This window comes from [Pseudopropionibacterium] massiliense (genome assembly GCF_900607225.1).
Classification (GTDB): Bacteria; Actinomycetota; Actinomycetes; order Propionibacteriales; family Propionibacteriaceae; genus Arachnia; species Arachnia massiliensis.
Map to the genome: position 1 here is coordinate 574,034 of NZ_LR027842.1, position 12,054 is coordinate 586,087.

The 12,054-nt window shown below is 68.5% G+C and carries 12 protein-coding genes; 3 read left to right on the forward strand and 9 right to left on the reverse strand.

Annotation, left to right across the window (positions count from 1 at the left end; all coding sequences use genetic code 11):
* Positions 1–131: 131 nt before the first annotated feature.
* From E0E39_RS15655 to erm, 3 genes are all read right to left on the reverse strand, one after another.
* Entirely contained in the window at positions 132–284 is a 153-nt protein-coding gene (locus E0E39_RS15655; RefSeq protein WP_165444607.1) for a hypothetical protein, read from the reverse strand.
* 89 nt (positions 285–373) lie between these two features.
* On the reverse strand, positions 374–724 hold the full coding sequence (locus E0E39_RS02375) for a helix-turn-helix domain-containing protein (protein ID WP_130873309.1): 351 nt from the start codon (positions 722–724) through the stop codon (positions 374–376).
* Entirely contained in the window at positions 721–1,536 is an 816-nt protein-coding gene (gene erm / locus E0E39_RS02380) for a 23S ribosomal RNA methyltransferase Erm (protein WP_130873310.1), read from the reverse strand. The genes E0E39_RS02375 and erm overlap by 4 nt, the downstream gene beginning before the upstream one ends.
* Positions 1,537–1,971: 435 nt before the next feature.
* Between erm and E0E39_RS15960 the strand changes: the two genes are divergently transcribed.
* Both E0E39_RS15960 and E0E39_RS15965 read left to right on the forward strand, forming a co-directional pair.
* Complete coding sequence (locus tag E0E39_RS15960) at positions 1,972–2,262, forward strand: alpha/beta fold hydrolase (RefSeq protein ID WP_207302389.1); 291 nt, start codon at positions 1,972–1,974, stop codon at positions 2,260–2,262.
* Between the two features lie 38 nt (positions 2,263–2,300).
* Positions 2,301–2,453: a hypothetical protein gene (locus tag E0E39_RS15965; protein WP_207302390.1), complete on the forward strand. Its 153-nt coding sequence runs from the start codon at positions 2,301–2,303 to the stop codon at positions 2,451–2,453.
* Positions 2,454–2,619: 166 nt separating this feature from the next.
* Here E0E39_RS15965 and E0E39_RS02390 read toward each other — a convergent pair whose 3' ends face one another.
* The 6 genes from E0E39_RS02390 to E0E39_RS02415 are packed head-to-tail and all read right to left on the reverse strand — an operon-like array spanning position 2,620 to position 10,946.
* Entirely contained in the window at positions 2,620–4,035 is a 1,416-nt protein-coding gene (locus E0E39_RS02390) for an ABC transporter ATP-binding protein (protein WP_165444608.1), read from the reverse strand.
* Complete coding sequence (locus E0E39_RS02395) at positions 4,028–4,771, reverse strand: ABC transporter permease subunit (protein ID WP_245988172.1); 744 nt, start codon at positions 4,769–4,771, stop codon at positions 4,028–4,030. Before E0E39_RS02395 ends, E0E39_RS02390 begins: the two co-directional genes overlap by 8 nt.
* A 43-nt stretch (positions 4,772–4,814) precedes the next feature.
* Positions 4,815–5,795, reverse strand: a complete 981-nt coding sequence (locus E0E39_RS02400) for an ABC transporter permease (protein ID WP_130873313.1) — start codon at positions 5,793–5,795, stop codon at positions 4,815–4,817.
* Positions 5,796–5,802: 7 nt separating this feature from the next.
* Complete coding sequence (locus E0E39_RS02405) at positions 5,803–7,314, reverse strand: ABC transporter substrate-binding protein (RefSeq protein ID WP_130873314.1); 1,512 nt, start codon at positions 7,312–7,314, stop codon at positions 5,803–5,805.
* Between the two features lie 39 nt (positions 7,315–7,353).
* A complete protein-coding gene (locus tag E0E39_RS02410) occupies positions 7,354–9,111 on the reverse strand; it encodes an ABC transporter ATP-binding protein (protein ID WP_130873315.1) in 1,758 nt (585 codons plus the stop codon).
* A complete protein-coding gene (locus E0E39_RS02415; protein WP_130873316.1) occupies positions 9,108–10,946 on the reverse strand; it encodes an ABC transporter ATP-binding protein in 1,839 nt (612 codons plus the stop codon). Before E0E39_RS02415 ends, E0E39_RS02410 begins: the two co-directional genes overlap by 4 nt.
* Positions 10,947–11,042: 96 nt before the next feature.
* On the opposite strand from E0E39_RS02415, the gene E0E39_RS02420 reads away from it, so the two are divergent.
* Positions 11,043–11,702, forward strand: a complete 660-nt coding sequence (locus tag E0E39_RS02420; RefSeq protein WP_130873317.1) for a TetR/AcrR family transcriptional regulator — start codon at positions 11,043–11,045, stop codon at positions 11,700–11,702.
* Positions 11,703–12,054 lie beyond the last annotated feature (352 nt).

The window sequence follows — 12,054 nt, forward strand, 5'->3', positions numbered from 1 at the left end:
CTTGCGCTCCAGAGGGAGCGGGTGACAAGAAAACAAGCGCATGAGGATCTTCTCGAAGCTGGTGAGCTGACCTGCTCGTTCGTCGTGGTCCGGCTCAACCAGCTTCGGAAGAGGTATGCTCACGTGCCGGCTCAACCGGCTCTGAGCCCGATCTCCCGGTCGTAGTGGGCGATCACCTTTCTGGGTAGGTAGTCTGAGCCCAGAGCACTGAGAAGAAGAGGCTCGTCACGGCCGGCAAGTTCGACGTTGAGGAGCGCTGGCCCGAACTGCTCGTGCAGCGGCATGTGTTGTGACCAAAGCCGCTGGAGCAGCGCCCCTCACCGATGTGATGAACCCTGGTCCCGAGGCGTGGAGCATCCGGAGCACGGACACTTCATTCACCGGGCACCGAATCATTCGTGACGTATCCGCTCCCCCGATAGTTCGACGGTGACACTCCGAACACCGCCTTGAAGTAACGGGCCGCATGTCCACGGCTGCGCCATCCCACTTTGTTCATCGCCTCGGCTATGGGGAGGTCGGTTTCCCGCAACAGTGCGGCCAGCAGACGTGCGCGAAGGTACATCAGGAAACACATCGGGGTGCGGCCGAACCTGCGAGTGAACACTCGCCCGAGCTGTGACACCGAAAGATGGACCAGCGCAGCGAGTTCGTCCAGTCGCCAGTCGTGTTCAGGTCGCTCAGCCAACAGGCGCGCGGCCTGTTGAGCGGCGGAGAGGCTCATCGTCGCCTCCTGTGGTTTCCTCGTGTGGGCGGGGCAGGCGGCGACGATCCCGTCGTCTTGAACAGGTCCACCCAGGCCTTCGGATGCATCATTCGGGGTAGGGCTGAGGCATCGATGCCGTGTCTTCCGAGCCAGGCCCGGGCCGCCTGCGGTGAAGGGAAGGAAGTGGCGCGAGCAAGGATCTGGGCCAGTCCGTTTCCCGGCCCGGTGTAGATGCGGTGGACCAGGGCGTGGAATCGACACTGCTCAGTCACCGGTAGCAACGGGTGCTCGCGACGGTGGATGGTGAGAATCCCGCCATCCACACCAGGGCGTGGAGTGAAAGCCCGTGCGGGGACACGACCATGCAGGGTGAACGTGAACCACGGTGCCCATTGCGCGGTCATCATGGTGGCCCCACCCACGCCAGCCCTGCGGCGGGCAACCTCCCACTGGGTCAGCAGGACGGCGTCGCTCCAGGCGAAGGAGTGCAAGAGGTGTCTCAGTATCGCGGTGGTCTGGTGGAAGGGCAGATTCCCCACCACCACGTGGGGATGGCTCGGCAGCCGATGGGTGAGGAAATCACCTGACACCACCTCCACGTGTGAGGGAAGGCGACAGCGCAGCCTCTGCTCCAGGCGGGCGTCGATCTCGATGGCCGTCACAGGGCGGCCGAGGCGCGCCAGCGGTACGGTGAGTGCGCCGTCGCCCGGTCCGATTTCGATGATGGGTCCGCGGGTTGCTGCGACGAGTTCAACGAAGGTGGCGATGACGGCTGGGTCGGTGAGGAAGTTCTGGCCGTGTTCGTGACGGCCGTGATGAAAAGTGGGCACTGCTTGCTCCGTGATGGTCGTGGAGCCGGGCATGCTGAAAGACGCAGCCCGGCATGGGGGCCGGGACGGGAGCAGCGACGGGGCGCTCCCGCGGTCAGCGGCTGCGCAGACGCAGCAGAGCAGTGCAGAGGATCAACATGGTGTTCAGCATAGGGAGTCCGCCCTTGAGGGAACCAGCGGGAAGCCGCTGTGGAGGCAAAGACGCGCAGATGTGTATCAGCCCCGCGGTTTGCACAGGGCCCTATTTTCTCCTGTCCTTTCCGTCCGCTGGTCGAGCCGGACTGCTCGCTCCGCATCACAGTCCGGCTCGACCAGCGGACGGAAAGCTCAGTGCCATGCTTTACAGGAGGCGTGCAGCCCCGATCAGGCGCCAGGAATCCTGGTCACGGCTCCCTTATCGCGACCTTGGACACCCCCAGTACTACAGTCACCGAGGTGACGACGCTCGCACTGCACGAGTGGGGGAATCCCGCGGCTCCGGCCCTGCTTCTGGTACACGGCCTGACGGAATCGGCCGCCGCCTGGCCCGACGCCGTGGCTGGCTGGTCCTCCCGATACCACGTTCTCGCGGTGGACCTGCGGGGGCACGGGATGTCCCCACGGTGGGACGACGAAGCCCTGAACCGGGCACCGCAGACCATGCAGGAAGACCTCGAGCGGGTGCTCTCCTCACTCCCGGAGCCCCTCTCGGCGAGGCCGATCTCGTCAGCGCGGTCAACCAGCTGACGATACCGACGCTGTACCTCGCACCCCGCCACGGCGACATGGCCCCTGACCCCTCCGATGTGACCAACCCGCTCGTGCGCCTGGTGTTGATCGACGGCGTCGGCCACTGCGTGCGGCGGGACGCCCCAGAGACCTACCACGGACTGGTCGATCCCTTCATCGAGGAGACCTTCGGCAATACCAGCCGGTGACCCGTACTCCCGTCGCCGATCCCCCGTGCACGAATCGCGGAAGAAGAACGCTTCGATGCCGTGTGGCGACGTTGAACCGTTGAACTTCCGCGTTTCGTGAGCAGGGTGGAGGGGCGGGAAGGGGGTGGTTTCGACTCGGCCGTTTGCTGGCGCTCACGTGCTGGCTCTAGTCGTTGAGCCTGATTTCCCGGTCGCAGCGGGCGATCACCGCCGGGTCGTGGGTGATCACCAGCATGGGGATGCGTTTCCTGACCTCGGCCAGGACCTCGCAGATGGCGTCGCGGGTGGTCGCGTCCAGGCTGGAGGTCACCTCGTCGAGCACCAGCAGCCGAGCCCCCGAGACGAGGACCCGGGCGATCGCGAAGCGCTGCAGCTGGCCTCCCGACAGCTGCCGTGGGCGTCGCGTTTCCCAGCCGGGCGGCAACCCGACCAGCTCGGCCGCCTCCTCGACGCCCATTCCCGCCCCTCCGAGCCGCACCGCCCTGGCCCGGGCGCGCGCCAGGGACCGCCCGAGCGACCACGCCGGGTTCACCGATGTCGCGGGATCCTGCGGAACCCACCCGATCATCCCGCGCGCCGACCGGGGCCAGTCGTCCAGCCGCGCCGGCAGCGCCGTCCCGGCCACGTCCACATCGCCGCCGCGTCGCGGCCAGAGCCCGACCAGGGTTCGTGCCACCGTCGACTTTCCCGAACCGGACGGGCCCGTCAACGCCACCGCCTCCCCGGCGAAGACGTCCAGATCCAGGCCGGCCACCGGGGGATCGGCCAGCCCGGGTGCGCCCGCCGTCAACGACCGCACCGACAACACGGGCTCCGCGTCCCCTCGCGTGCCATCGCCGCGCGGTGCTCCCGGGCGATCCGCGGCCACGACCTCCCGCGCCGGGGCGGCGTCGATGAGACGCCCGTCGCGCATCTCCACCACCCGGCCGGTCAGGCGCGCCGCCACCGCGGAGTCGTGGGTGATCACCAGCAGCGTCGCATCCAGTTCCGCCACGAGCCGTTCCACCAGACCCAGGGCGGCGTCGACGGCCGACGGGTCGAGCCCGGCGGTCGGTTCGTCGAGCACCAGCAGTTCGGGGCGGCGCGCCAGGGCGCGGGCCAGCGCCACCCGTCGCCGCTGCCCTCCCGACAGTTCCGCCGGGAAACGGTGCAGGAAATCGCGGGTCGTCGGCAGCCCGAAAATCTCCAGGGCCTCGTCGCGGAGCCGCTGCGCCTCCTCACCCGATCCCCGCGACAACTCCGTCATCAGGTATCCGATGCGGCGGGTCGGGGTCAGTGCCCCGGCCGGGTCCTGGTCCAGCCGGGCGACGCGACGCCGCAGCCCCCGCAGGACCCCGGGGGAGGCCAGCCGGCCATCGGCCACGACGGGCGCACCCAGCACCGTCATGTTGCCCGCCGTCAGCTCCAGACCGGGCGCGACCGAACCCAGCAGGGCCAGGGACAGGGTCGACTTGCCCGACCCGGATTCCCCCACGAGGCCGACGCGCTCGCCCCGGTCCGCGACGAGGGCGGTTCCGTCCAGGATCGTCCCGGCGGCCGAACGGATCCGCAGATCCTCCACCTGCACGGCTGGTTCAGTCACGGCGACCTCCGAGGGCATCGACGAACAGGTTCACGGGCACCGTCAAGGCCACCATCGCGCCCAGCGGGGCCAGTACCGCCCACGGGTTGAGGCCCAGCCCGTCGAGGTTCCGCGAGACCATCGTCGGCCACAGGAACCCGGACTCGGCGGCTGTGGTGCCCAGGAAGGAGATGGTCGCCATCAGGTAGAGGGCGGTGATCGTGGCCAACCCCAGGTCAGCCAGGACGGGACGCAGCAGCACCGGCACCACCTCCCGGATCAGCGCCACCGATGTCCTGTCCCCGGCCACCCGGGCCTGTTCGAAGAAGGCCGACCCCAGCAGCGGCTCCGCGGCCGTCCGGTAGTAGCGGGACGTGAACGGCAGGGTCAGGGCGGTTGCGATGGGGATGGTGGCGTACAGCGACGCCCCGGCGCGCTGATAGACCACCAGCGAGGCCACGATCATCGGTGTCACCAGGACGACGTCCAGGACGAACCGCACGAACCAGACCCCGCGGGCCCGGGTGGCGAGCCACAACCCCGCGGCCAACCCGACGCCCTGCGAGACCACCGCGGTCAGGAGGGCCGCGATCAACAGCGCCCGGCCGCCCTCCAGGAGCTGGGGCAGCACCGGCCGCCCCAGGTAGTCGTGTCCCAGCCCGCCCGGGCCGCCCGTCGAATAGGCGAGGGCCGTCGTGGTCGCGGAATCCCCGGTGGCCGGCGCCACCCACGGGGCGGCCACGGTGACAAGCACCATCAGCAGGGCGATGCCACCCCAGATTCTCGCCGGAATGCTCCCCTCACACCACCGCCACCATGCGTTCCTGACGCGCCGACAACGCATCCGCGACGGTGAAGGCCACCACCGCGACCACCATCATCAAGGCCCCCGCGGCCATCACCACCGGCACCTCCCTGTCCCCGACGGCCCGCACCAGCGCGAACCCCAGGCCGGGGAAGGAGGTCACGGTCTCCACCACCACGGCCCCACCCAACAGGTAGGGGATCGTCTGCGCGAGCAGCTGCAGGACACCGGGAGCCACCGACGGCAGCAGGTGTCCGGACAGCACCCGGCGGCGCGTCAGGCCCGCCAGCTCCGCCTCACGCACGTAGGGGGCGGCGGCGTGGGTGGCCACCAGGGCCTGGACGCGGCGGGTCAGGGACGCGGAGCAGACCAGCCACAGGGCCAGCGCCGGCATCACCAGGCAGACGGGGTTCTCCCACACCGTGCGACCCGCGCCGGGCACCGACAGCACCGGCAGCCAGCGGGTCCACACCGCCAGGACGGCCAGCAGCGCGATCGCCACCACGAACTCCGGTATCGCGGCCGCGGCCACCGAGACCCCCGCCAGGAACCGGCTGGCCGGATGCCTCGGACGTGCCCCGGTGATGACCGCGACGGGCAGGGTGACCAGCACCAACCCCAGCAGCACCACCGCGGCCAGGGTCAGCGATGCCAGGGCCGGTTGCGCGATCGTCTCCGTCACGGGCCTGGACGTGATGAGCGTGGTTCCGGGATCTCCCCGGAGAATGCCCGCCACCCATTCCAGGTAGCGTTCCAGGACCGGCCGGTCCAGGCCCATCCGGGTCCTGGCCGCCTCCACCGCGGCGGCCCCGTTCCTCGAGGCGGTCGCGGTGGCCGCGTCCCCGGGAAGGGCCTGGATCAGCAGGAACAGCAGCAGCGAGGCCGCCAGGCACTGGGCGGCGGCGCGCGCCAGTCGCCGCAGCAACCAACCGGTGAGGGTGGGTCGCCGCGGCGACTTTTCAGTGGTTCGTCCCAAGGCCGGATCAGCCGACCGGGTTGAAGGTGGCCTTCGCCAGCCAGGGAACCGACTGGACGGAGGTGAAGTTCTCCAGCCCGGCCCGGTACGCGGCCACCTGCTTCTGGTAGCCCCAGATCAGGTCACCGCCCTGGTCGTGGATCTCCTTGCTGATCTCACCCACCAGCTTCTTCTGTTCCGCCGCGTCCAGCGTCGCGGTGGCCTTCGTCAGGTTCTGCTGGATCGTCTCGGAGGTGAAACCGGACAGGTTGAACGGGTAGTCGGGCATGACCTGGCTGCGGAACTCGGTGATGGGGTTGCGGTTGATCCAGTAGGCGGTCGCCGCCTGTGCCTGGTGCAGTTCCTCCAGGTTGCTGTAGTAGGTCTGCGGATCGCGTTTGTCGACGGTGACCTGCACCCCCACCTCGGCGAACTCCTGGGCCATCAGCTCGGCCGAGGAAACCATGCCCGGCAGCATGTCGGCGGCGACGATCGTGAAGGACGTGATTCCCTTCTCCGCGAAGATGCGCTTGGCCTCCTCCTTGTTCGCCACGGTCTGGGCCACATCCTCCGGGTAGCTGTCGTAGCCCTTGCCGAGCATGTCGTTGGCGACCTCACCGGTGGATCCGAGGACGGTGTTGACCAGCTTGTCCCGGTCCACGGCGAGTTTCGCGGCCCGCCGCACCTCCGGGTCGTTGAAGGGCGCGACGCGGGTGTTGAGCGCCAGCTCCAGGGCCGCCGCGGACTCCAGGGTGGCGTCGGCCACCTTGACGTCAGGCGCCCCGGACAGGGTCGTGAGGGCGGCCGCGTTGAGGCCGGTGGCGAGGTCTATCTCGCCGGTGCGCAGGGCGTTGGCCTGGGCCGTCGAGTCGGGAATCGGCACGAAGGTGACCTGCGGGATGGCCGGGGTGCCGTCCCAGTACTTGTCGTTGGCGTGCAGCTGGTAGCCGGTGCTGGGATCCCCCTTGTCGACGACGAAGGGCCCGGCGCCGATGCCGGTGAAAGCGCCCTTCGGGGCGATCGTGGAGAACATTCCCAGCGAGGACTCGAGGAAGTCGGAGGCGGGTTTCTTCAGTTTCAGCGTGGCCGTGGACCCGGAAGCGCTGGAGGCCTCGAAGTCGATGTCGGAGTACAGGCTGGCGTAGCTGGGGGACTGGGCCAGATGGGACAGGGAGTCCAGGACGTCCTGCCCGGTGGCGGCGGTGCCGTCGGAATAGGTCAGGCCGTCGCGCAGCGTGACGGTCCACTCATCGGCGGTGGCGTTGGGTTCGATGGACTTGGCCAGGGACAGCGCCGCCCCTTCCTTGGTCATGACCGCCAGGGAGTCGTAGACGTTGAACGCCAGCATCATCGAACCCGGTGAGGTGGCGGTGACCGGGTCGAGGGAGTCGGTCGGCGCGAAGAGCGCCCCGATCCTGACCGGCTGGGAAGGGCCCGAGGCCGAGGGGGAGCTGCCGCCACCGGAACCGGAAGCGCATCCGGTCAGTCCCAGGGCGGCGGCCACGATGACGGCGCCCAGTCGCAATCTCCAAGGTTTCATCATTCCTGCTTTCTCGTGTCGTTGTTCGTTTTCCTCGTCTCAGACCAGGGACCATCCGCTGGCGCTGCTCCTGTACTCCCAGAAGTCACGGTAGGGGCCCTCGGTGCCCACGAGGTCGTCGTGCCGGCCCTGCTGCGCGACGTGGCCGTCGGCTCCCAGCACCACCACCTGGTCGGCGGCGGCGATGGTCTCCAGTTTGTGGGCGATGACGATCAGCGTCGAGGAGCGTCTCAGTTCCTCCATCGCGGACACGATGTTCGCCTCGTTCTCGGCGTCGAGTGCGCTGGTGGCCTCGTCGAGGAGCACGATGGGCGCCCGTTTCAGCAGGGCGCGGGCGATGGAGACGCGTTGCCGTTCACCACCGGACAGGGCCCGGCCGCCCTCGCCGACACGGGTTTCCCAACCGTCGGGGAGGCGCTCGACGATCTCCGTCGCCCCCGCCAGGGCGGCGGCGCGGCGCACCTCGTCGTCGGTGGCATCCGGGCGGCCGAGACGGATGTTGGCCTCCAGCGTGTCGTCGAACAGGTAGACGTCCTGGAAGACCATCGACAGCTGCGACATCAGGTCCTCGGTGGTCAGCTGTTTCACGTCCACCCCGCCGATCCGGAGCTGCCCCGAGTCCACGTCGTAGAAGCGCGCGATCAGGCGGGCGATGGTGGTCTTGCCGCTGCCGGAGGGGCCGACGAGCGCGCACATCGAACCGCTCGGCACCGACATCGACACCCCGCGCAGCACCGGAACGTCGGGCTGGTAGCCGAAGTCGACGTCGACCAGTTCGACGGTTCCGTCGGAGGGTGTCGCGGTGGAGACGTCGGGTTCGGGCAGCACGGGGGAGTCCATGACCTGATCGATGTGGTTCATCATCTGCCTGCGTTCCTCGAAGCCGACCACCATGGCCCCGATGTTGCTCAGCATCGTCATGAATCGCAGGCACATGCCGATGGTGACGATCGCCCGGAGCGGGGAGAGCTGCGACGACAGGGCCAGGGACGCGGACAGGATGATCATGGCGACGACCACGAGCTGGGCGATGGCACCGTTGACCATGTTGCCGAAGGCCTCCCACGCGAAGGCGCGTCGCGAGTCGCGGTGGTTGGCGTCGAACGCGTCCCGCAACCCGGGAGGGGTCTGCGCGTGGCAGGAACGCAGGGCTCCCTGGCAGCGGGAGAACTCGACGATACGGGCCGCCAGTTCGACCTCAGAGGGTTCGGCGATGGCCTTGCCGTGGTTCAGGAGGCGTCGCCCGATGACGAGACCCACGGTCAGCACGGGAGCCGCGCAGGTCAGCAGCAGCCCGAGCCGCCAGTCCCAGAACCAGGCGCCGATTCCGATGACGACGCAGGCTGCCACGTCGACCCGTAGCTTGTACAGGAAGTGCGCCACCGACTGCGTCAGGGAGAACATCTCCTGGGTTGCCATCCGCGACATCGAGCCCGCCGACGACGGGGTGAACCAGGCCAGGGGCAGGCGCGCGACCTTGTCGCCGATGCTGTGATGGACGCTCTGCATGAAGCCGAGCGCCCCCAGGTATCCGGTGCGGGTGCCGATGAAGTCGACGACCAGAGTGACGACGGCGGTGGCGAGCAGAACCGCCAGCCAGCCGCCGAAACCCAGCCCCCAGGCCGGGGCGCCCGTCGCCAGGGCGGTGGAGGCCGGCAGCAGCGCCAGCAGGGAGAACCCGGACAGTGCTCCCGCCACGATGCCGATGTTGAATCCCAAGGTCATCCGCCGCCACTGGAGCGGCGCCATGAGACGGCGGTAGCGGGGCAGCAGCGCGTTGCGGTTGATGTCACTCATCGGTGGTCCTCCTCGGCGGGAACGGCATCCGACAGGTCGCCGCTCTGGCGCAGCAACGCCCGGTAGTGGGGTTCGCCCTGCAGCTCCTCGTGGGTGCCCGCCGCTTTGATGCGTCCTTGTTTCATCACCACGATCCGGTGGGCTCCCCGGATGGCGGCGGGCCGGTGGGCGATCACCAGCACGGTGCGGCCCTTCACCAGGGTCGTCAGGGCCTGCTGGATCTCGGCCTCGGACTCCGGATCGGCGAAGGCGGTGGCCTCGTCGAGGAGCAGCACCGGGGCGTCGATCAGGATCGCCCTGGCGATCGCGATCCGCTGTTCCTGCCCGCCCGACAGCGACGTGTCGGTGCCGATGACGGTGTCGTAGCCGTCGGGAAGCGACATCACGAAGTCGTCGATCCTGGCCATTCCCGCGGCCCGTCTGACCTCGTCGAGGGTCGCTCCCGGGCGGCCCAGGGCTATGTTGTCGCGGACCGTGGCCCGCAGCAGCTGGGCGTCCTGGAGCACGAACGAGACCTGCGAGTAGAGGGTCTCCTCCGACAGCTGCCTCAGGTCGACCCCGCCGAGCCGGATGCTCCCGGAATCCGGGTCGGCGAAGCGGGCGATCAGCGTCGCCAGGGTGGACTTGCCGGACCCGGAGGGACCCAGGAGGGCCGTCACGGTTCCCTCCTCCAGCGTGAGGCTGACATCGTCGACGGCGAGGGTGTCGCCGTAGGAGAAACTGACATGGTCGAGTTCGACGGTGTGGCCCTGCGGTGTCTGCGGCGTCTCGGGGTGGGGCAGGATCGGGGTGTCGAGGATGGTGCACAGCCGGATCGCCGCGGCCCCGGCCATCTGGTAGGACCAGGAGATCGAGGAGACGACCTGCACGGCGCCGGGCAGCACCAGCGCGATCAGGGTCGTCGTGAGCACCTTGGGCAGCGTGACGGCGCCGGCCTGGATCAGCAGGGCCCCGCCGCCCAGGTTCACCACGAGCAGCAGCGGAATGGAGATCCACGCCATGGAGATGCAGCTGATCGAGACCAGGGGCAGCGCCCAGGCGCGGAAGAACCTGGAGAACTGGTCGGCGGAATCCAGGTAGGCGGCGTGCGCCTTCCCGACCCGCCCGAAGGCCTTGACCACCGAGATCCCGGCGACGAACTCGGCCATGGTGGAGGAGACCTTCGCCAGCTTCGCGTCCATCTCGGCGGTCTTCTCCGGCATGCCCTTCATGGAGACGGCGTAGGTGGCCACGTGCAGCGGGATCGTGGCGATGCTGAGCAGCCCCAGCCGCCAGTCCAGCCAGAAGGCCAGACAGAGCAGGGCCAGCGGGGTCACCACCGCGTTGAGGATCTCGACGGGACCGTGGGCGATCACGGTGTGAACGGCGTGGGCATCGTCCTGGATGCCCTTGCGGATCAGCCCCGAGGTGGATTCGGTGAACCACGACAGGGGAGCCTGCGCCAGGCGTTGCGTGATGCCTCGCTGCAGTTGGGTCCGCAGCTTCAGGTCGGCGACGTGGGTGATGAGCAGGCCGACGAAGTACAGCAGCAACTGGGTGGAGAAGGCGCCGATCAGCAACCCGATCGCCGGCCAGGCCCGGTCGGCGTCGACGGCCGTGCCGGTCTCGTGGGCGGCCAGCAGGAGGTCACCGAGCTGGACGAGGGCGATGTAGGGGGCGGTCGTGAGGATGGCCGACGCGATCACGAACGCCTGCCCCAGCCGTTGCAGTCCGCGTACCGGGGCGGCCAGGCGTTTGATCGCCGCCTGCCCCTCCCTCGCCTTCCGTTTGTTCTCCGCGGTCGGATCGGCCTGGTGTTGGTCCGGTTCGACGCGGTCGACTTCCTGCGTCGTCATCAAATGCACCTCGAAGGATTAGGAAACACTCTTCGCTATTCGATGAGGTTCACCTTAACGCCGCCCTGTGACATGGGCAAACGGTACGTTAACCGTATGAAATCACGCGGGAGACGTACCGGTCCGAAACCGGGCTTCGCCTACGAGGACGTCGTCACTGCCGCCCTGGAGATCGGGATCCGTGACTTCACCCTCACCGGGGTGGCCAAACGCCTGGGGGTCGGCACCCCGGCGCTGTACCGCACCATCGAGTCGCGGGACGACCTGCTGCGCGGCTGCCTGAAACGGCTGGTCCGGGAGTACGAGTCCCCGATTCCCGACGTCGGTTGGCGGGACCTGCTGCGACATCAGGCCGATCGGATGTGGGAGCTGCTGGATCGATACCCCGGGCTCGCGGAGACCCTGCTGGTGGTCACGTGGGCGCACCACTACTTCGCCACGGGCGTGAAGGCCGGCACCGATGCGCTCGTCGAACGGGGTTTCAGCCCGGACGATGCGGCGCTCGCCGTGGACTTCATCGGTGACACCGTGCTCTGTACCCACATGGTGATCGAGGCATACCGGGAGGCGGTCCCGATACGCGACGGTGGGGCGGCGACCGGACTGGAGGCCGCTGCCGAGAACTTCGCCCGCGAGGATGTGGCCAAACAGTTACCGGAGCAGCTCGCCCCCAACGATGACTGGGCGGACCGCGGATTCCTGGACCGCAAGATCGAGTTCATCATCGAGGGCATGGCTCGGCGGGTCGGCGAGTGAAATAGGTGGGTGAGCCGTTCCTGCTGGGCGGGGTGCGTCTGCTTCAAGCGGACGGTGAGGCAGCGAAACACACTGAACGTCCACGCGTTGCTTCCGGCACCTGGCGCCAAGTGCTGTCGGTCCTTCTTGCTCCCGGGCGAACCGGCTCGTGGGGCCCTTAACTTTTGGTCAGAGTTTCGTCTGGTGTCCTGTGGGGTTCTGTTGTTGGTTCTAGTGTCGTGGGATTCCCGGGTTGGAGATGCTGGTTCGGGGTTGTGGCACCAATGGAGGTGTTGGGTGATGAGTGGTTGTGTGGGGCGGGCCGTTGTGGTGGGGGTGGCGGTTGTTGTGTTGGTGTGTTCGTGTAGTGGTG